General features: G+C 72.9%; 15 protein-coding genes. 5 read left to right on the top strand and 10 right to left on the bottom strand.

Annotation, left to right across the window (positions count from 1 at the left end; translation table 11 throughout):
- Positions 1 to 77 precede the first annotated feature (77 nt).
- From AH6_RS28495 to AH6_RS28480, 4 genes are read right to left on the bottom strand one after another with little or no spacing between them, the layout of a single operon-like run.
- On the bottom strand, positions 78 to 1526 hold the full coding sequence (locus tag AH6_RS28495) for a glycoside hydrolase family 3 protein (RefSeq protein ID WP_067485961.1): 1449 nt from the start codon (positions 1524 to 1526) through the stop codon (positions 78 to 80).
- Positions 1523 to 2365, bottom strand: coding sequence for a carbohydrate ABC transporter permease (locus AH6_RS28490; protein WP_067485959.1), 843 nt, complete (start codon positions 2363 to 2365; stop codon positions 1523 to 1525). Before AH6_RS28490 ends, AH6_RS28495 begins: the two co-directional genes overlap by 4 nt.
- On the bottom strand, positions 2362 to 3333 hold the full coding sequence (locus tag AH6_RS28485; RefSeq protein ID WP_067485957.1) for a carbohydrate ABC transporter permease: 972 nt from the start codon (positions 3331 to 3333) through the stop codon (positions 2362 to 2364). The genes AH6_RS28490 and AH6_RS28485 overlap by 4 nt, the downstream gene beginning before the upstream one ends.
- A 37-nt stretch (positions 3334 to 3370) precedes the next feature.
- Complete coding sequence (locus AH6_RS28480) at positions 3371 to 4642, bottom strand: extracellular solute-binding protein (protein WP_067485955.1); 1272 nt, start codon at positions 4640 to 4642, stop codon at positions 3371 to 3373.
- A 256-nt stretch (positions 4643 to 4898) separates the two neighbouring features.
- Between AH6_RS28480 and AH6_RS28475 the strand changes: the two genes are divergently transcribed.
- Positions 4899 to 6119: an ROK family transcriptional regulator gene (locus AH6_RS28475; protein WP_067485952.1), complete on the top strand. Its 1221-nt coding sequence runs from the start codon at positions 4899 to 4901 to the stop codon at positions 6117 to 6119.
- Positions 6120 to 6208: 89 nt separating this feature from the next.
- On the opposite strand, the gene AH6_RS46775 is transcribed toward AH6_RS28475, so the two are convergent.
- Positions 6209 to 6343, bottom strand: coding sequence for a hypothetical protein (locus tag AH6_RS46775; RefSeq protein ID WP_281180291.1), 135 nt, complete (start codon positions 6341 to 6343; stop codon positions 6209 to 6211).
- Positions 6344 to 6585: 242 nt separating this feature from the next.
- On the opposite strand from AH6_RS46775, the gene secA2 reads away from it, so the two are divergent.
- Entirely contained in the window at positions 6586 to 8880 is a 2295-nt protein-coding gene (gene secA2, locus AH6_RS28470) for an accessory Sec system translocase SecA2 (RefSeq protein ID WP_083983553.1), read from the top strand.
- A 43-nt stretch (positions 8881 to 8923) separates the two neighbouring features.
- Here the strand turns inward: secA2 and AH6_RS42885 are convergent, their stop codons facing one another.
- Positions 8924 to 13672, bottom strand: a complete 4749-nt coding sequence (locus AH6_RS42885) for an Lhr family helicase (protein ID WP_083983552.1) — start codon at positions 13670 to 13672, stop codon at positions 8924 to 8926.
- Between the two features lie 117 nt (positions 13673 to 13789).
- Here AH6_RS42885 and AH6_RS28455 point away from each other — a divergent pair, with 117 nt between their 5' ends.
- Together AH6_RS28455 and AH6_RS42880 are read left to right on the top strand one after the other, a co-directional pair.
- On the top strand, positions 13790 to 15043 hold the full coding sequence (locus AH6_RS28455; RefSeq protein ID WP_067485950.1) for an alpha/beta hydrolase: 1254 nt from the start codon (positions 13790 to 13792) through the stop codon (positions 15041 to 15043).
- 26 nt (positions 15044 to 15069) lie between these two features.
- Positions 15070 to 15264 carry a DUF3046 domain-containing protein gene (locus tag AH6_RS42880; RefSeq protein WP_083983551.1) on the top strand — a complete coding sequence of 65 codons (195 nt, stop codon included), beginning with the start codon at positions 15070 to 15072 and terminating at the stop codon, positions 15262 to 15264.
- A 65-nt stretch (positions 15265 to 15329) separates the two neighbouring features.
- Here AH6_RS42880 and AH6_RS28450 read toward each other — a convergent pair whose 3' ends face one another.
- The 4 genes from AH6_RS28450 to AH6_RS28435 all read right to left on the bottom strand — a co-directional run bounded on the left by AH6_RS28450 (position 15330) and on the right by AH6_RS28435 (position 18501).
- The gene (locus AH6_RS28450; protein ID WP_067485948.1) at positions 15330 to 15794 is read right to left on the bottom strand and encodes a DUF350 domain-containing protein; all 465 of its coding nucleotides are present in this window, start codon (positions 15792 to 15794) and stop codon (positions 15330 to 15332) included.
- 57 nt (positions 15795 to 15851) lie between these two features.
- Positions 15852 to 17009 carry a glutathionylspermidine synthase family protein gene (locus tag AH6_RS28445; protein ID WP_067485946.1) on the bottom strand — a complete coding sequence of 386 codons (1158 nt, stop codon included), beginning with the start codon at positions 17007 to 17009 and terminating at the stop codon, positions 15852 to 15854.
- A 3-nt stretch (positions 17010 to 17012) separates the two neighbouring features.
- The gene (locus AH6_RS28440) at positions 17013 to 17393 is read right to left on the bottom strand and encodes a hypothetical protein (RefSeq protein WP_245679508.1); all 381 of its coding nucleotides are present in this window, start codon (positions 17391 to 17393) and stop codon (positions 17013 to 17015) included.
- Positions 17394 to 17640: 247 nt separating this feature from the next.
- The gene (locus AH6_RS28435) at positions 17641 to 18501 is read right to left on the bottom strand and encodes an ATP-grasp domain-containing protein (RefSeq protein ID WP_067485940.1); all 861 of its coding nucleotides are present in this window, start codon (positions 18499 to 18501) and stop codon (positions 17641 to 17643) included.
- A 235-nt stretch (positions 18502 to 18736) separates the two neighbouring features.
- On the opposite strand from AH6_RS28435, the gene recA reads away from it, so the two are divergent.
- Positions 18737 to 19861: a recombinase RecA gene (recA, locus tag AH6_RS28430; protein WP_067485938.1), complete on the top strand. Its 1125-nt coding sequence runs from the start codon at positions 18737 to 18739 to the stop codon at positions 19859 to 19861.
- Positions 19862 to 19926 lie beyond the last annotated feature (65 nt).

The raw sequence follows: 19926 nt of genomic DNA, 5'->3' as shown, positions 1-19926 counted from the left end.
GGGGGGGGGGGGGGGGGGTGATCCGTGGCCCGACGCGGCAGCGGTCCGCGCCGGGCCACGGCGTCCACCCCGGTGGGTCAGTCCCGGGAGGCCAGGCCCAGCAGTTCGGCGACCGCGCGCCCGTTGGCCTCGGTCGCGCCGTAGGAGGCCAGGTGCACCGCGCCCTCGGGCCGCCACACCGGCAGGCCCATCTCCACCAGCACGGTGTCGGGGCGGGCCGCCAGCAGCGCCGTCGCCAGCGCCCGCTGCCCGTCGTGCCGGTGCGCGTCGCGCAGCACCACGACCAGGCCCCGGCCGGTGGCACGTTCCAGCACGTCGGCGGCCTCGGCCGCCGAGCCCGCGACCCGCACCAGGTCGCCCGCCCACGGCTCCAGGCCCCACGGCGTCGGGCCCACCGCGATGTTGCCGGACGCGGCCGGCTCCACCACCAGCGGCGCGCCGCCCCAGGCGGGGACCTCGCCGGTCGTGCGGACCGCGCGGCGCGCGGCCTCCAGCCCCGCGCCCCGGTCCACCACCGCGGGGCTGTGCCCGGCCAGCCACTCCTTCAGCTCGCGGGTGCGCTCGGCCGCCGCGGCGAGCCGCTCGACCGGCAGCCGCCCGGCGCGCACGGCCTCGCCGACGGCCGCCAGCACCGCGCGCAGGCTCTCGCCGTGCTCGCGCGGGCCGAGGCACAGCAGGTCGGCGCCCGCGATCAGGGCCCGCACCGCCGCCTCGGGGATGCCGATCGCGCCGCTGGCGCCCTCCATGTCCAGCGCGTCGGTGACGATGACGCCCCGGTAGCCCAGCCGCTCGCGCAGCAGCCCGGTGATCACGGCGGGGGACAGGGTGCCCGGCACGCCGGGGCTGATCGCCGACAGGTCCAGGTGGGCGGTCATGACCGCCCGCACCCCGGCCCCGATCGCCGCGCGGAACGGCACCAGCTCGCGCCGCTCCAGCAGGTCCAGGTCGGCGTCCACCAGCGGCACTCCGAGGTGGGAGTCGGTGACGGTCGCGCCGTGCCCGGGGAAGTGCTTGGCGCACGCCGCCACGCCCGCCTCCTGGAGGCCGGTCACGGCCGCGACCGCGTGCCGCGCCACCAGCTCGGGGTCGGACCCGAACGCGCGGGTGCCGATCACCGGGTTGTCGGCGGCGGTGTTGACGTCCACCGACGGCGCGAAGTTCAGGTTGACCCCGACCTCGGCCAGCTCGGCGCCCAGCGACCGGTACACCCGCCGGGTCAGCGCGGCGTCGTCGGCCGAGCCGAGCGCCGCGTTGCCCGGGTAGGGGCTGGCGGCCAGGTGCCCGCTGAGGCGGGTGACGTCGCCGCCCTCCTCGTCGATGGTGACCAGCGGCTCGGCCGTCTTGCGGAGCTGCGCGGTGAGCGCCGCCAGCGCCTCGGTGTCGGGGACGTTGCCGTTGATGGCGAACAGCGTCACCCCGCCGAGGCCGAGCTCCAGCTCGTCCAGCAACCAGCGCGGCGCCTCGTGGCCGGCGAAGGCGGGCAGCAGCGTGCCGCGCGCCAGCCGCGCGATCTCGTCCCCGCTCACCCCTTCACCGCCCCGGCGGTCAGCCCGGACACCATGCGGCGCTGGACGATCAGGAAGAAGGCGATGACCGGCAGGGTCAGCAACGTGGAGGCGGCCATGATCGGCCCCCAGGCGTTGCCGCTGCGGCCGAAGAAGAACTGCATCATCATGGGCAGGGTGGCCTTGTCCTGGTCTTCGAGGAACGTGAAGGCGAAGATGAACTCGTTCCAGGCGGTGATGAACGAGAAGATGCTGGTCGCCACCAGGCCCGGCGCCACCAGCGGCAGCAGGACCGTGAAGAAGGTGCGCATCGCGCCGGCGCCGTCGATGGCGGCGGCCTCCTCCAGCTCCTTGGGCACCGCCGCGACGAAGCCGCGCAACATCCAGATGGCGAACGGCACCGCGAAGGCGACGTAGACGACCGTGAGGCCGACCAGGCTGTTGAGCATGTCGAGCCGCTTGAGGTCCAGGAACAGCGAGATGACCAGCGCCTCGCACGGCACCATCTGCACCACCAGCAGCATGACCAGGAACGTGGTGCGGAACCGGAAGCGGAACCGCGCCACCGCCGTCGCCGCCAGCAGCGCCAGTAGGCTGGAGATCACCACGGTGGCCAGCGCCAGCACCAGGCTGTTGCCGAAGTAGCCCCAGAACGAGCCCTCGGCGATCTTGCCGTTGAGCACCAGGTCGAAGTGCTCCAGCGTCGGGTGCTTGGGCAGCGGTTGCGGGGTGCTGCTGAAGATCTCGGTGTTGGGCTTGAACGCCGTGGAGACCATCCAGAGCACCGGGAACACCGCGGCCAGGAAGACCAGGACGCCGGTGCCGTTGAGAACGATCCGGCCGAGCCGTCGCGACTTCACTTGGTCTCCCCCTGACGGACCATGACCCGCACGTACACCGCGGTCACCAGCAGCAGGATCAGCGTCAGCACCAGGGCGATGGCCGAGCCCATCCCGAGCTTGGGATTGATCGACCCGAACGCCTCGGAGTAGGCGTACAACGACAGGTTGAACGCGTCGCGGTTGGCCAGGCCCGACATGACGAACAGCTGGGTGAACACCTTGAAGTCCCAGATGATCGACATGACCAGCAGGACCAGGAAGATGGGCTTGAGCAGCGGGAAGGTGATGCTCCAGAACGACCGCCACGGGCCCGAGCCGTCCACCCGCGCGGCCTCGTACAGCTCGCTCGGCACGCTCTTCAGCCCGGCCAGCACCGACACCGCCACGAACGGGCACGCCTGCCAGACCACGCACACCGTCAGCACCGTGTAGGTGCTGAGCGGGGTGGCGAACCAGTTGTAGTCGGCCCAGCCGCCGCCGACCAGCCAGTCCGGCAGCAGGTCCAGCAGCCAGTTGACCAGGCCGCCGGTCGAGCCGAACAGCCAGGAGAAGATGATCGCCGCGGTGATCGGCGGGGTCGCCCAGGCGACCATCACGCCGCCGGCCACCACGTTCGACATCCGCTTGCCCAGCTTGTTCAGCAGCAGCCCCACCAGCGTGCCGACCAGCAGCGTGAGCGCGACCGCCACCGCCGCGAACAGCACGGTGTGCCAGAGCGTCTGCCAGAAGAAGGGATCGCTGAAGATCTTGTCGAAGTTCTCGGTGCCCACCTGCTCGGCGGGCTCGCCGCGCAGCTGGCGGTTGCCGACCTTCTGGAACGACATGATCGCGATCTGGATCATGGGCCAGAACATCAGCACGGCGATGATCACCACCGTGGGGGCGATCAGGAGGTAGGGCCCCAGGCGGGGCCGGCGGCGGGGACGCGCCGGGCCGGAGGTCTTCCGGCCCGGCGCCTTCCGCACCGCTGGAGCGGTGTCGAGCATCTACTCAGTCCGTTCGGCGGGAGCGGGCGGAACCTGCTTACGGGTTGAGCAGGGTGTTGGCCTGGTCGTTGGCCTTCTTCAGCTCCGCGTCGGCCGGCTTGCCCTGCATGATCGCCTTGATCGCGTTCGGCAGCACCTTCTTGGCCTGCTCGAACTCGCCCCAGCCGGCGCTGATCGGCGGGAACTTGGTGGTGCCGGCGATGGTGGTGAAGATCTCCAGCTTGGGGTCGGAGAACTTCACGTCCGAGCGCATCGAGGAGAAGCCGCTGTAGTCGGCCCACGCCTTGGCGTTCTTGGCGTCGTTGAGCACGGTGAGGTAGTCGAAGGCCGCGTCCTGGGCCTTGCTGTCCTTCCACACCGCGAGGTCGGAGCCGCCCGCCATGACCGGGGCCTGGCCCGCGCCGTCCTTGCTGGGGATCGGGAAGACCGCCCACTTGTCGGCGTCCTTGTCGGAGATCTTCTTCATCTCCTTGAGGGCCCACGAGCCGTCGAAGTACATGCCGAGCTTGCCGAGCGCGAAGTCGCGCTGCGGGCCGTCCAACTCGTTCTTGCCGATGTACTTCTCGGGGGCGACCTTGTCCTTGGCGACCAGGCCGCTGTAGAACTCCACGGCCTCCTTGGCCTGCGGCTGGTCGAGCTTGCCGACCCACTTGTCGCCGTCCTTGGCGGCGACCTCGCCGCCGTTGCCCCAGATGAAGCTGAGCAGGGCGTTGGTCTGGTCGCTCGGCACGCCGAGGCCCGGGACCTTCTTGGCGTCCTGGATCTTCTTGGCGGCCGCGCTCAGCTCGGCCCAGGTCTTGGGCTGGGCGATCTTCAGCTCGTCGAACCAGTCCTTGCGGAACCACACGCCGCGCACGCCGCCGTACCACGGCATGGCGTAGGTCTTGCCGTCCTTCTGGTCGTTCTCGACGGCGGTCTTGTTCAGGGTCTTGGAGTCGGCCCAGCCCGCGAACTTGTCGGAGATGTCGGCCAGCGAGCCCTGCTCGACGTGCGACTGCACGTCGGTGTTGCCGATCTCGGTGACGTCCGGGCCCTCGCCGCCCGCCGCCGCCTTCTGGAAGGTCGTGGCGACCTGGGGCCAGGGCACGTACTTGACCACCACGTCGGTGCTGGGGTGCTTGGCCTTGAAGTCGGTCTCGACCTGGTCCAGGAACTTGGTCTGCTCGGGCGTGCCCTCGCCCATCATCCAGACCTTGAGCTGGGCCGGGTCCGAACCGCCGGACTTGGACTTGTCGTCGTCACCGCCGCCGCAGGCCGTGGCGGCCAGGGCGATCGCGGCCGTGGCGGCCGCAACCTTGATGTACTTCACTGGGGATTCCTTTCCGACATCGCCTCGCGTGCCGAGTGGCTCGGTGCGGATGTGACGGGCCCGCACCCTTTAGGGTCCAGCCATGCCCGCCTCACCTCCGCGCCGTTCGCGGGCGCCCTGCTCGCCAGTCGGCGTTCTGCGCACGTCGCCGCCGCCCCCGGGGTGCGGGGCGATGCGGCGCTTGCGCGTAAACTAACAAGAAACTTTCCTAAACAAAACCGCCCGTTAGCGGATTGAGACTTCGAGGGATTCCAGGATGGTCAACCGCCCGGGGACGCCGCGGCTGCTGCGGCAGCTGAACGACCGTGCCGCACTGGACCTGCTGGTCGGCCAGGGGCCGCTGACGCGCGCCCAGATCGGCGAGCACACCGGCCTGTCGAAGGTCACCGCCTCTCAGCTGCTGTCCAGGCTGGAGGAGCGGGGCCTGGTGGAGGTCGTCGGCGAGCAGGCGGGCGGCCGGGGCCCGAACGCGGCGCTCTACGCGGTGGTGCCGTCGAGCGCCTACGTGGCGGGCCTGGAGGTCGGCCCGGAGGGCGTCACCGCCGGTGTCGCCGACATCACCGGCGGTATCGTGGCCCAGGTTACCGTCGATCCGAACGGGTCTGGCAATCCCGTCAAACTGGTGCACAGTGCCGTCGTCAAGGCGTGCCGCTCGGCCAAGGTCGCGGTGGGCCGGCTGAGCGCGTTCGTGATCGGCACCCCCGGCGTGGTGGACCCCCGCTCGGGCGACGTGCAGTTCTCCTTCGACCTGCCGGCCTGGCACGAGGGCGTGCTCGCGGCGCTGCGCACCGACCTGCGCCGCCCGGTGACCATAGAGAACGACGTCAACCTCGCCGCGCTCGCCGAGCGCGCCTACGGCGCGGCCCGCGGCGCCGAGGACTTCGCGCTGGTCTGGCTGGACCGCGGCATCGGCCTGTCGGTCATGCTCGGCGGGCGGCTGCACCGGGGCCGTTCCGGCGGCGCGGGCGAGATCGGCTACCTGCCGGTGCCCGGCGCGCCGCTGCCGGTCGGCACCGCGCGCCGCGACCGCGTCACCGAGGGCGTCACCGAGTCCACCTCCTGGGGCATCCCGGCGCTGGCCGGCGGCTACGGCTCGCTGGTCGGCGCCGACGCGGTCCGGGAGCTGGCCCACCGGCACGGCATCACCGAGGCCACCGCGGCCGCCTGCGTCGAGGCCGCCGTCGCCGACGAGGGCCGGGGCGGGCCCTTCCTGGACGAGCTGGCCGACCGCATCGCCTACGGCGTGACCTCGGTGAACATCGTGCTGGACCCCGGCCTGGTGGTGCTGTCGGGGCGCCTCGGCCGGGCCGGGGGCCGCCCGCTGGCCGCCCGGATCGAGCGGGTGGTGGGCCGGATCAGCCCGACCCGCCCGTCGCTCGCGGTCACCGAGGTGGAGGGCGACCCGGTGTTGCGCGGGGCCCTGCACGCCGCGCTGGAGCAGGCCCGCGACGAGGTCTTCTCCGCCACGGCGGACTGAGGACGGCGAACGCCTCCGCGCTCAGGGCGCGGAGGCGTTCTTTCGCATGTCGGGCCGCCCGGCGGGGATCGGGTGCGGCCGGCGGCCGGTTACTTGGCCGGCGCGGTGCGGGCCTCGGCCCGGACGGCGCGGCGGCGGTCCTGCATGGCTCGGTCGATGACGGTCTGGTTGATGACCTGGCGCTTGCGCCGCTGCGCGGCGGCCCAGCGTGCCGTCGGTGTCATGGCGACTCCCCGTTCCGCGGTGGCGTTCCCCGGCCACCGCAACCCCGAATAACCCGATCATCCCAGGAATCGGGGCGGCCGGGCATCCACCCGAGGGATGAAATTTGCATCCCACCTTGTGGGGACCGGCGTCCCGGCGGTCCCGAGCGGACTCCACCGGGGATCATGATGGAGGGGGAACGTGCCACCGGGCGTTCCCGTTGGGGGAGACGTGACCGAGGAGAGCCGCCGAGGAGGCCGCCATGGCGTTGCGTGACCGGTTCCGGCGCCTGGTGCAGAAGCCGGGCAGCGCCGACCTGGGGCCTTACCAGGCCGTCGTGGCGGAGGCGGCGAAACGGGAGGAGCGCGTCCGCGCCCTGGACGACGCCGGCCTGACCGCCGCCGCCGGGGCCCTGCGGAGCGACGAGGACCTGGCCGAGCTGTGCGCCCTGGGCCGCGAGGCCGCCCGCCGCGCCCTCGGCGAGCGGCCCTACGACGTCCAGCTCGTCGGGACGCTGGCGCTGCTGTCGGGGAAGGTCGCCGAGATGGCCACCGGCGAGGGCAAGACGCTGGCGGGGGCGCTCGCCGCCGCCGGGCACGCGCTGCGCGGCCACCGCGTCCACGTGCTGTCGGTCAACGACTACCTGGCCCGCCGCGACGCCGGGTGGATGGAGCCGCTGTACGCCCTGCTCGGCGTCACCGTCGGCTGGGTCGGCCAGACCTCCACGCCGCGGGAGCGCCGCGCCGCCTACGCCGCCGACGTGACCTACGCGCCGGTCAGCGAGGTCGGCTTCGACCTGCTGCGCGACCGGCTGGCCACCGCGCCCGGCGACCGGGTGCTGCCCGCCCCCGGCGTCGTGCTGGTGGACGAGGCCGACTCGGTCCTGGTGGACGAGGCGATGGTGCCGCTGGTGCTGGCCGGGGCGTCGGAACTGGACCCGGCCTCGCCCGTGCACGCCGACCTGGTCCGCCGCCTGCGGCCCGGCCTGCACTACAGCGCCGACGCCGAGAACCGCAACGTCCAGCTCACCGCCGCCGGGGCGCGCGAGGTCGAGCGCGCCCTCGGCGTGGACCTGTACGCGCCCGACCGGCTGGAGGTGCTCACCGCCGTCAACGTCGCCCTGCACGCCGAGGTGCTGCTGCACCGCGACGTGGACTACATCGTCCGGGACGGCGCGGTGCGGCTGGTCAACGAGTCGCGCGGCCGGGTCGCGCTGCTCCAGCGCTGGCCGGACGGCCTCCAGGCGGCGGTGGAGGCCAAGGAGGCGCTGGAGACCTCGCCCAGCGGCGAGATCCTGGACTCGGTCACCGTGCAGGAGCTGATCGGCCGCTACCCGGTGCGCTGCGGCATGACCGGCACCGCGCTGGCCGTCGCCGGGCAGCTGCGCGAGTTCTACGACCTGGAGATCGCGGTCGTGCCGCCGCACCGCCCGTGCGTGCGCGCCGACGAGCCCGACCGCCTCTACGCCACCGCCGAGGACCGGGACGTGGCGCTGGTCGAGGAGATCACCGCCGCGCACGCCACCGGCCGCCCCGTGCTGATCGGCACCCGCGACGTGGCCGAGTCCGAGCGGCTGGCCCGGCGGTTGCGCCGCGCCGGGCTCGAACCGGCCGTGCTCAACGCCAAGAACGACGCCGAGGAGGCCGCCGTCATCGCCGAAGCGGGCGCGCACGGCGCGGTGACCGTCTCCACCCAGATGGCCGGGCGCGGCACCGACATCCGCCTCGGTGGGGCCGACTCCGCCGACCGCGACCGGGTCGCCGCCGCCGGGGGCCTGCTGGTGATCGCGACCGGCCGCTACCACAGCAGCCGCCTGGACGACCAGCTGCGCGGGCGCAGCGGCCGCCAGGGCGACCCGGGCGCGTCGGTGTTCCTGACCAGCTTGGAGGACGACCTGGTCACCCGGTACGCCCCCGACGAGCGGCACCGGGGCCGCGCCGCCGACGACGGCCGGGTCGAGGACAAGGGGGCGCACTGGATCGTCGGCCACGCGCAGCGCGTCGCCGAGGGCGTCGACCTGGAGATCCACCGCAACACCTGGCGCTACAACCAGCTGATCGGCCTCCAGCGCCGCGAGCTGCTGGCCGAGCGGGACCTCGTCCTGGAGGGCGACCGCGCCGACCAGGCGATGGCCGAGCACGCCGCCGCAAAGCGCACCGAGCTGACCGACACCGCCAGCGCGGAGGCGACCGCTGAGGCGGCCCGCCAGCTGGCGCTGTTCCACCTCGACCGGTGTTGGGCGGAGCACCTGGCGTTCCTGGCGGACCTGCGCGAGGGCATCCACCTGCGCTCGCTGGGCCGGGGCCTGGACCCGCTGGTGGAGTTCAACCGCGAGGCCGTCCCAGCAGGCAAGAAGCTGCTGGCAGAGGCCCGCCGCCGCACAGTGCAAAGCTTCGAGGCCCTGACGGTGACGCCGAAGGGCGAGATCGACTTGGCATCGGTGGGACTGCGCCGCCCATCAGCAACGTGGACCTACGTGGTGCACGACAACCCGTTCGGCAGCCTGGACGAACGCGCCCTGAAGGGCCTGATCGCGATGTTCCGCAGCAAACGCTGATCCCCCACCGCCCAGCGCGCCGCAGCACTTCAGGGACAGCGGGTTAGGAGCGTAGGCGTAGCCCCCTTGGGGTTGGGTGGAAGCCTGCCGCCTCTAGCGCGGCGGCCAGGGGGGAGTCGTTGATCGACTCGCCGTCGGCTCGTTCGACCGTCAGCTTGCCCAGTGCTCCCTCGCGGACGGCCAGAGCCAGCGCGTCCACTGCCGGGCGCAGCAGTTCCGGGTCGTCGCCCCAGGACAGCAGTGTCTTGCCGCCGCGCTCGACGTAGAGGGCGAGGCGGCCGTCGATCAGGACGACCAGCGCCCCGGCCTTGCGGCCCGGCTTGTGGCCGCTCGCGACCTCGCCGGGGCGGTCCGGCCAGGGCAGGGCCGCGCCGTAGGGGTTGGCCGGGTCGGCGGCGGCCAGGACGAGTGCGCGCCTGCCCGTGTCGCGGCGCGTCGGGGTTTCCCACAGGGCCGCCAGTTCGTCGGGTGCGGGCTCGGTCGGGCGTAGGGCGCGCAGCCGGTCCACCGCGCCCGGCAGCGCGAACTGCGCCGCGCCCAGGCCCTCCACGAAGTAGCCGCGGCGGCAGCGGCCGCTCTCCTCCAGCGCGCGCAGCACCGGGTACACGGCCGCGAACCCGCCGGGCGTGCGCTCGGCCGCGACCGCGCCGCGGATCACGATGCCGTACCGGTCGAGCAGCGCCTCCGCCAGCGCGTGCGAGCGCAGGGTCGCGGCCGTCTCGCGGGCCGGGAGCGGCCACCAGCGCCCGGCGGCGGTGGGCGGGCCCGTCCGCGACGGCAGCACCGGGCGGCCCCGGCGGCCCGTCCGGGACCGGTGCGCCGGGCGGCCCGAGCCGAGCGCGGCGCGCAGCGGGGCCAGGGTGTCGTTGGTCAGGTGCCCGGCCCACACCAGGTCCCACAGGGCGGTGACCAGGTCCTGGTCGCCGGTGGTCACCTCGCCGTTGACGCGGTCGGACAACATGCGGAAGAACAGCGCGCCCCCGCCCGCCAGCGCGTCCAGCACCGCCTGGTGGACGGGCGTCAGCGTGATCTCGGCGGGCTCGGGCATCAGCAGCGGCGCGGTGTCGGCCAGGTACAACGACACCCAGCCGTCGCCGCCGGGCAGGCTGCCCTGGCCCGCCCAGACCACCTCGCCGGAGGAGGTCAGCTCGTCCAGCATGGCGGGGGAGTAGCCCGCCACCCGGGACGGCAGGACCAGCGACTCCAGCGCCGACGCGGGGACGGCCGCGCCCTGCAACTGCTCGACGGCCTGCACCAGCGCCTCGACGCCGCGCAGCCGCGAGCCGCCCGCGATGCCGTGCCAGACGGGCAGGAACCGGCCCAGCGCCTCGGGCGGCGACGGCTCGACCTCGGCGCGCAGCCGCGCCAGCGACCGCCGCCGCAACGTCCGCAGCACGCCCGCGTCGCACCACTCGGTGCCCAGCGGCCCGGCGACCGCCTCCACCGGCAGGAACTCGCCCTCGACGACCCGGCCCGCGCCGCCCAGCCGCCGCAGCGTCTCCACGACCACCGCGACGCCGAGCCCGAACCGCTCGGCGACCGCGTCCGCCCGGAAGGGGCCGTGCGTGCGCGCGTAGCGGGAGACCAGGTCGCCCAGCGGGTCATCGACCGGCTCAAGGAACGCTTCGGGCACGCCGACCGGTAGCGGAGCGCCGAGCGCGTCGCGAAGACGGCCCGCGTCCTCGATCGCGGCCCACTGCTCCTCGCCCGCGATGCGCACCCGGATGGCCCGCCGCGTCTGTTCCAGCTCGGCCAGCCATCGTCCGCACGTCTCCAGCACCTCGACTCCCGCCCCGAGCGCTTCGGACGTCTCGTCAGCGGCATCGGCGGAGGCACCGTCAGTGGCGTCGGCGGAGACTCCGGTGGGCGGCTCGGGCTCTTCCTCGGGCGCGGGCGCTGCGGCCTTGGGCGCGAGGGTGGTGCGGGCCGCCACCTCCACCGTGTTCAGCGGGCCCAGCGTGCGCAGTAGGTCGGCCACGCCCTCCAGGTCGCGGGCCCTGCGGTCGGCCGCCAGGCGTTGCAGTTCGTGCTCGGTCTCCGCGACCACCTCGGGATCGAGGAGTTCGCGCAGGTCGGCCTGGCCCAGCAGTTCGGCCAGCAGCGCCGAGTCCAGCGCCAGCGCCTGGGCGCGGCGCTCGGCCAAGGGGGAGTCGCCCTCGTACATGAACGCGCCGACGTAGTGGAACAGCAACGACCGCGCGTACGGCGACGGCTGCGGCGTCTCCACCTCCACCAGCCGCACCTTGCGGCCCGACAGGTCGCGCATGAGCTGGATCAGGCCCGGCACGTCGAACACGTCCTGGAGGCACTCGCGCATCGTCTCCAGCACGATCGGGAACGACGGGTACTTGCTCGCCACCGCCAGCAGTTGCGCGGCGCGCTGGCGCTGCTGCCACAGCGGCATCCGCTTGTCGGGGCGGCGGCGCGGCAGCAGCAGCGACCGCGCCGCGCACTCGCGGAACCGGGCCGCGAACAGCGCCGAGCCGCCCAGCTCGTCCACCACGATCCGTTCGACGTCCTCGGCGTCGAACACGGCCAGGTCGAGGCTCGGCGCGTCGTCCATGTCGGGGATGCGGATGACGATGCCGTCGTCGGCGTGCATGGCCTGCGCGTCCACGCCGTAGCGTTCGCGCAGGCGGCCCGCGATGGCCAGCGCCCACGGCGCGTGCACGCGCGCGCCCAGGGGTGAGTGCACCACCATGCGCCAGTCGCCCAGCTCGTCGCGGAACCGTTCCACGACCAGGGTGCGGTCGTCGGGGACGTGGCCGGTGGCCTTGCGCTGCTCGGCCAGGTAGGACACCAGGTTGCCGGACGCCCATTCGTCCAGCCCGGCGGCGGTGGCGCGGTCACGGGCGTCGTCGGCGGGCAGCTCGGCCAGCTCGCGGGTGAAGGCGCCCAGCGCGCGGCCCAGCTCGGCCGGGCGGCCCAGCGTGTCGCCGTGCCAGAACGGCAGCTTGCCCGGTCGGCCCGGCGCGGGCGACACCAGCACCCGGTCGGGCGTGATGTCCTCGATCCGCCAGGAGCTGGCCCCCAGCACGAACACGTCGCCGACGCGCGACTCGTAGACCATCTCCTCGTCCAGCTCGCCCACGCGCGAGGACTTCTCGCCGACCAGGAACACCCCGAACAGGCCCCGGTCGGGGATGGTGCCGCCGCTGGTGACCGCCAGCCGCTGCGCGCCGGGCCGGTCGCGCAGCACGCCGGTGACGCGGTCCCACACCAGGCGCGGCCGCAGCTCGCCGAACTCGTCGCTGGGGTAGCGGCCCGCGAGCATGTCGAGCGTCGCCTCCAGCGCCGAGCGCGGCAGGGCGGCGAACGGCGCGGCGCGCCGGACCAGCGTCTCCAGGTCGTCCACGGTCCATTCGTCCATGGCGACCATCGCCACGATCTGCTGGGCCAGCACGTCCAGGGGGTTGCGCGGGTAGCGCAGCTCCTCGATCTCGCCGTCGCGCATCCGCTCGGCGACCACGGCCGTCTGCACCAGGTCGCCCCGGTACTTGGGGAACAGCACGCCCTTGGAGACCGCGCCCACCTGGTGGCCCGCGCGGCCGACGCGCTGCAGGCCGCTGGCCACCGACGGCGGCGACTCCACCTGCACGACCAGGTCGACCGCGCCCATGTCGATGCCCAGCTCCAGGCTGGAGGTGGCGACGACGGCCGGGAGGCGGCCCTGCTTCAGGGCGTCCTCGATGACCGCGCGCTCCTCCTTGGAGACCGAGCCGTGGTGGGCGCGGGCGATCTCGGCGGGCGCGCCCCGCGCGGCGCCCGCCTGGGCCATGACCTGCGCCGGTGACTCCAGCGCCCGGTCGATGTCGGCCGCGCTGAGCCGGGCCATGCCGTCGGTCTCCTCGGGCGCGGCCCGCGCGGCGGCGCGCTCGTAGGCCAGCTCGTTGAGGCGGCCGCACAGCCGCTCGGCCAGGCGGCGGGAGTTGGCGAACACCAGCGTGGAGCGGTGGGACTCGATCAGGTCGAGCAGCCGGTCCTCGACGTGCGGCCAGATGCTGCGCTGGCGCGGGTCGGCCTCGCCCGCGTCGTCGACGAACTGCCCGATCTCGCCCAGGTCCTCGACGGGCACGACGATGTCGAGGTCGAAGACCTTGTCGGACGGCGGCTGCACGACCGCCGCCGGCCGCGCGCCGCCCAGGAACGCCGCCACCTCGCCCGGCGGGCGCACCGTCGCCGACAGCCCGACGCGCTGGGCGGGCCGCTCCAGCAGCGCGTCCAGCCGCTCCAGCGACAACGCCAGGTGCGCGCCGCGCTTGGTGCCCGCCACCGCGTGCACCTCGTCCACGATGACGGTCTCCACGCCGCGCAGCGACTCGCGGGCCTGCGAGGTGAGCAGCAGGAACAACGACTCGGGCGTGGTGATGAGGATGTCGGGCGGCTTGGTGGCCAGCCGCCGCCGCTCGTCGGCCGGGGTGTCGCCGGAGCGGATGCCGACCCGCAGGTCGGGCTCGGGCAGGCCCAGGCGGCGCGCGGCCTGCCCGATGCCGGTGAGCGGGGCGCGCAGGTTGCGTTCGACGTCCACCGCCAGCGCCTTCAGCGGCGACACGTACAACACCCGGCAGCGGTGCCGGGGGTCGTCGGGCGGGGGCTCGGCGGCGAGCCGGTCCAGCGACCACAGGAACGCCGCCAGCGTCTTGCCCGAGCCGGTGGGCGCGATCACCAGCGTGTTGTCGCCGCCGGAGATGGAGGACCAGGCGCCCGTCTGGGCGGCGGTGGGCGCGGCGAACGCGCCGGCGAACCAGGCGCGGGTCGCCGGCGAGAAGCGTTCGAGCACGTCACCGGTCATGCCGTCCATCCTGCCTCGCACCTCTGACAGAACGCGGCAGCGGGGTGGCCCGCGTCACGTTGTAAGCAAGCACTTGTCAGGGAATGCTCTGGTTTGGCCGTCCCCCAAGGAGCCGCGATGCCGTACGTCATGCTCGCCGCCGGAACCCTGTTCCTGCTGCTCGCCGCCAACGCGCGTGCGCCCCGCCGCCATCCGGCGCTGCTGGTGCCGAGCTTCTTCGCCGGGTGGCTCACGATCGAGATGGCCCCGCACCTGCTGGTCGCGGAGGTCGCCGCGCTCGGCCTGCTCGCCGCGTACGGCGGCCTGGCGGGGTGGGCGGGCCCGCTCGGCCTCGCCCTCGGCGCGCTGGGCGTCGCCGGGACCGTCGCGACGATCGTCGCGGCCCGCCGGACGGTGGTGACGCTGCGCGACAGCGGCGCGCCGCTGGACCTGGACCCCGAGGGCGCGCCGCGCTACCCGCGCTCGCACCTGGTCGTCCCGCCGCTGTGCCTGATCCCGCGACGCGGCGTCAAGGTCCATCGCAACATCGTCTTCCGCGAGGAGGGACGGCTGCGCCTCAAGCTCGACGTCTACCGCCCCGCCGAGGACGGCCAGCTGCGGCCCGGCCTCATGCAGATCCACGGCGGCGCGTGGGTGATCGGCGACAAGCGCGAGCAGGGCCTGCCGCTGCTCAACCACATGGCCGTGCAGGGCTGGGTGGGCTTCAACGTCAACTACCGGCTCAGCCCCCGCGCCACCTGGCCCGAGCACCTGGTCGACCTCAAGCACTTCATCGCCTGGTACCGCGAGCACGCCGAGGAGTACGGGGCCGACCCCGACTTCCTGTGCGTGACGGGCGGATCGGCGGGCGGGCACCTCACCGCCATGGTCGCCCTGTCGGCGAACCGGCCGGAGTTCCAGCCCGGATTCGAGGACGCCGACACCAGCGTGCAGGGAGCCGTGCCGTTCTATGGCGTCTACGACTTCGTGGAACCGGGGCCATGGCCGATCCCCATGGGCGCGACCCGGCTGGTGGAGCGGATGGTGGTGAAGAAGCCGTTCCGTAAGGATCCCGAGGCGTTCGCCAAGGCGTCCCCCGTGACGTACCTGAACAAGGACGCGCCGCCGTTCTTCGTCATCCACGGGAGTCAGGACTCGCTCATCCCGGTGGCCGAGGCACGGCGGTTCGTCGAACGGCTCCGCGAGACCTCCGACGCGCCCGTCATCTACGCGGAGATGAAAGGCAGCCAGCACGCGTTCGACGTGTTCCCGTCCTACCGGACGGCCCGCGTCGTGGAAGCGGTCGAGCGCTATCTCACCGGCCTGCACCGCCAGTACCGCCAGGGCAAGCAGCCGTCCGTCCCCGACGAGATCGCGGAGTCGCTCGGGTAGTGGCGGCTCTCGGATAGCGTGGGCGCGTGCGGCTCACAATGTTCTGGGATCGGATGAAGCAGCAGTTCGGCGACGGCTATGCCGAGAGCGTGGCCAAGGACTACGTCCTGGCCGAACTCGGCGGCCGCACCATCGATCGGGCCCTGGCGGAGGGCGAGTCCCCCAAGCGGGTCTGGCAGGCGGTCGTCGCCACCTTCGACGTCCCGCAGACCCTGCACTGAGCCCCGCACGGACGAAAGGCGGGGCCCGGTGACCGGCCCCGCCCCCGAAGGCGCCTCGCGCGGCCTCAGTAGACCGCCACGGCGACGACGAAGCCGATCATGATGTTGGCCACCGCCAGCAGGATCGCGGCCGGCTCCAGCCGGTCCTCGGCGTCGTCGGCCAGCTCCTTGAAGCTGATCCCGACCAGCCGGTCGAAGACCATCGTGGCCACCGTCTGGGCCACGATGCCGACCAGGCCGAACACCGCCGTGCGGGCCAGCCCCTCCAGCAGGTCGCCGCCCGAGGCGAAGATCGACACCGCCACGATCAGGCCCACCCCGACGGTGGAGGCGCACACCAGCAGCGTGGCGTTGGGGTTGCGGTGCTCGCGCAGCACGGTGATCAGCCGGCCCGGGACCGCCCAGTCGGTCATGTAGAAGCCGATCACGAACAGCACCAGCCCGACGGCGGCGTAGGCGAGCAGGGCCCCGGTCCCCTCCAGGAGGAACTGGCCGAGATTGTCGTCGGCCGCCTGCGCGAGCGTTGTCATGGGTCTCCTTCGTAGGGGGTTCTCGCCGGGGAGGGGGCGTCGGTCACGGGGCGTCGGTCACAGGGGGATGCGGTGCGGGACGAACGAGGAGGTGTCGTCGGTGATCAGCCCGGCGGTCTCCCGGATGCCGAGGCCCGCCGACTCGTCGTGCACCACCCACGCGCCCAGCACCGGGTGCTCGCCGTCGAAGTCGGGCAGCGCGCAGAACTCCTGGAAGACGAAGCCCTCCTTGCCGTACTCGCCCTCCGTGCGCTGCTCGCCGCCGTCCGGCGTGACGATCCGCATGCTCGCGCCCTCGCGGCCCAGCAGCGGCTTCTGCACGTAGGAGGTGAGGCCCGCCGGGGTGTTCAGGTAGGTGGGCAGCAGGTTCGGGTGGCCGGGGAACAGCTCCCACAGCAGCACCAGCAGCGCCTTGTTGGACAGCACCATCTTCCAGATGGGCTCGATCCACCGGGTGGGGGCCTCGGGGATGCTGCGGCCGAACGGCTCGGCGACGATCCACTCCCACGGGTAGAGCTTGCACAGCGTGCGGATCTCGTTCTCGGCCAGGTCCACGAACCGCCGGCGCGCGCCGTCCCAGCCGATGTCCTCCATGGCGATCGCCGTGCCCGGCAGGCCCGCCTCCTCGGCGGTCTCCTGCATGTAGGCGATCGTCATGACCTCCTCGCCGGTCTCGTCGTCCTTGGTCCAGGCGAAGTGCGCCGGGTCGGACCCGAGATCGGCGGCGATGAGCTTCCAGCGGTCGACCAGCCGCTCGTGGATGGAGTTCCACTGGTCGTCGCCGGGATACACGTCCTGGAGCCAGTACCACTGCACGATGGAGCTCTCCACCAGCGCGGTCGGGGTGTCGGCGTTGTACTCCAGCAGCTTGGCCGGGCCGTCGCCGTCGTAGCGCAGGTCGAAGCGGCCGTACAGGTGCGGGTCGCCGCGCCGCCACGACTCCTCGATCAGCGGCGCCACCCAGTCGGGGATGCCCAGCACGTGGTAGCGGCCCGTGGAGACCACGTGCTCGACCGCCTGGAGGCACATGCGGTGCAGCTCCTCGACGGTCTCCTCCAGGGCCAGCACCTCGTCCATCTCGAACACGTAGTGCACCGACTCGTCCCAGTAGGGGCGGGGGAGGTGCTCGGGGTGCGCGGTCCGGTGGAACGCCAGCCCCTGCGATTCGACCCGCTCGGCCCAGTCCGGCCGGGGGACGCTCCGTTCGCGCCGCATCGGTCAGCCACCGCTCCGGCCGCCGCCGCCGAAGCCGCCGCGCACCAGCGTGTGCCCCGAACCCGACTTGATCTTGCCCTTGCTGGGGCCGTAGGAGCTGCCGCCCGACACCGTGCCGCTGGAGTTGTCGCGCTTGCCGCCGTAGTACCAGAAGTAGCGGCCGTAGCCCACCGAGCCGCGCTCGATGTCGCGGGTGTTGCAGTTGTAGTCCGGGACGACCTTGTACCCGCCCCTGGTCTTGCCGGTCAGCGGCGCCTGCCGGTCCACGCACCAGGCGGTGGTGGACTTGGAGCCGCAGGCCGCCAGCGTCAGCGACAGCGCGCTGACCATGCCGATCTTGACCGCCCGCGAACTGAGCCGGCGGGAGGGGTCGTGAGGGGGCACCGAGAACACGTCCTTTACACGAGGCGACAGGCGTCCATGAGGCTCCGGACAGCGGGCGGACCCGTCAGGGGGTGATCCGGCGACAGCTTAGGGGCGCTCGTTCCTGAGACGGAAGGGACTGCGGTCCCGGTTCCGTCTCGTTTCGGACAGGTGGGAAGCGGGATCGGAACGGGTTCCGGTCCGTCCCCTTCGTGCGGCGGCGCCCCGCCGCACGGCCGCGGTCCTTCTGGAAGGGCCGGTGGGGGGATCAGTCGGGAACCGGCAGGTGCGCGTACAGGTCCATCGGGTCGACGGTCACCGGCAGGTCGCTGACCTGGCCGTCCCCGACCTCCACCACCCGCCACACGCCGTCCTCGCGGCGGGCCAGGTCGGTGGTGATGAACCGGCAGCCGAGCGCCCGCACCGCCGGGGCCACCGCGTCCAGCTCGGGGTCGGGGTCCAGGCCGGGACTGTCCGGATGCGGCCCGACCAGCGCGGGCTCGCCGTCCACCCACCACACCCGCGCCTCGCCGCCGCCGTCGTAGCGCTCGAACTCGCGCACCACGACGCCGCCGACCAGGAACTCGTCCTGCAACGCGATCATCTTGGCGACCACCGCGTGCAGCCGGGCCAGGTTCTTCACGTCCGGGACGAAGCACGCCTCGTCCCACTCGTGCTTGCGGGACTTCACGTAGTCCTTCACGACGCCCGGCCCGTTGGGAAGCGGCCGGACCAGCTCGCTCAGGTCGCCGGGGGCCTGGCCGGGCGACAGCGGCAGCCACACGCTCGCCGGGGTCAGCCCCTCGAACGTGTCGTGCCATCCCGGCAGCTCGTGGGCGCGCCGGTAGTCGTCCGGATGCGTCAGCAGGACGGTGCCGCGCCGCTTCAGGGCCAGCGCCAGCGCCGCGTACTCCTCCCCGGTCAGCATCCAGCCGCGATACCAGGCCGGGCCGAGATCGCGCGGGACGGCGCGGATCGCGGCCTCGACGTCGCCGCGCCGCAGCGCGTCGTGGTCGACCAGGGCGATCTCGCCGTAGTGGTCCCGCACGGCACCGGCCTCGCGGGCGAAGTGGGGGTCAACGCGCCGGGGGTGGAGCGGATCGACGCAGAAGAGGACGGTCAGCGTCATGATGGAACCCTCCGTGGACGGCGCCAGCGTACGGGGAATCCACCGCTGAGCGCACGGAGATTCCGGGGCGAATCACCGGTCGCGCAGATGATCGAACGGATGTTCGGTAAGCTGGGGCCCGCACGCGACGTTATCCACCATCCGCGCCGGAGCCTCCAAACTGTCAGTGGCTCCTCGTAACGTCGCCCACGACACCGCAATCCAAGACCGGCGACGGCACAGAAAAGGACTTCACATGGCAGCGAACGACCGGGAAAAGGCCCTGGAGACCGCCCTCGCGCAGATCGAGCGGCAGTTCGGCAAGGGCTCGGTCATGCGCATGGGCGAGGAGGCCCGGGTGCCGGTCGAGGTCATCCCGACCGGCGCCATCTCCCTCGACATCGCGCTGGGCATCGGCGGCCTGCCGCGCGGCCGCGTGGTGGAGGTCTACGGCCCCGAGGGCTCGGGCAAGACCTCCATCGCGCTGCACGCGGTGGCCAGCGTCCAGCGCAAGGGCGGCATCGCGGCGTTCGTCGACGCCGAGCACGCCCTCGACCCCGAGTACGCGGCCAAGCTCGGCGTCGACATCGACGCCCTGCTGGTCTCCCAGCCCGACACCGGCGAGCAGGCCCTGGAGATCACCGACATGCTGATCCGCTCCGGCGCGATCGACATCGTCGTGATCGACTCGGTGGCGGCCCTGGTGCCGCGCGCCGAGATCGAGGGCGAGATGGGCGACAGCCACGTCGGCCTCCAGGCGCGCCTGATGTCGCAGGCCCTGCGCAAGCTGACCGGCGCCATCAACCAGACCAAGACCACCGCGATCTTCATCAACCAGCTCCGCGAGAAGGTCGGCGTGATGTTCGGCTCCCCGGAGACCACCACCGGTGGCCGGGCGCTGAAGTTCTACGCCTCGGTGCGGCTGGACGTGCGCCGGATCGAGACCCTCAAGGACGGCACCGAGGCGGTCGGCAACCGCGTCCGCGTCAAGGTCGTCAAGAACAAGATGGCCCCGCCCTTCCGGGTCGCCGACTTCGACCTGCTGTACGGCCAGGGCATCTCCCGCGAGGGCGGCCTGATCGACCTCGGCGTCGAGCACGGCTTCGTCCGCAAGTCGGGCGCCTGGTACACCTACGACGGCGACCAGCTCGGCCAGGGCAAGGAGAACGCCCGCAACTTCCTCAAGGCCAACCCCGACAAGGCCGACGAGATCGAGAAGAAGATCAAGGAGAAGCTGGGCATCGGCCCCAAGGTCGACAAGGAGGCCGTGCAGGTCGGGGAGGACGGCGTCGCGCTGCCGCCCGCCCCGCCGGCGATGACCGCCGCCCCCAAGCCCCCGAGCCGCAAGGCGGCCAAGGCGGCCAAGGCCGGCGACTCTTGATTTATTGCAGTCACGGCCCAGGTTGCTCGCCTGGCGGCTCGCAACCTGACCGTGCCTGGGCGAGT

Source organism: Actinomadura hibisca NBRC 15177 (genome assembly GCF_001552635.1).
GTDB lineage: Bacteria > Actinomycetota > Actinomycetes > Streptosporangiales > Streptosporangiaceae > Spirillospora > Spirillospora hibisca.
Note: the sequence above shows the minus strand (reverse complement) of the source record. Positions and strands in the feature narration are given on the sequence as shown.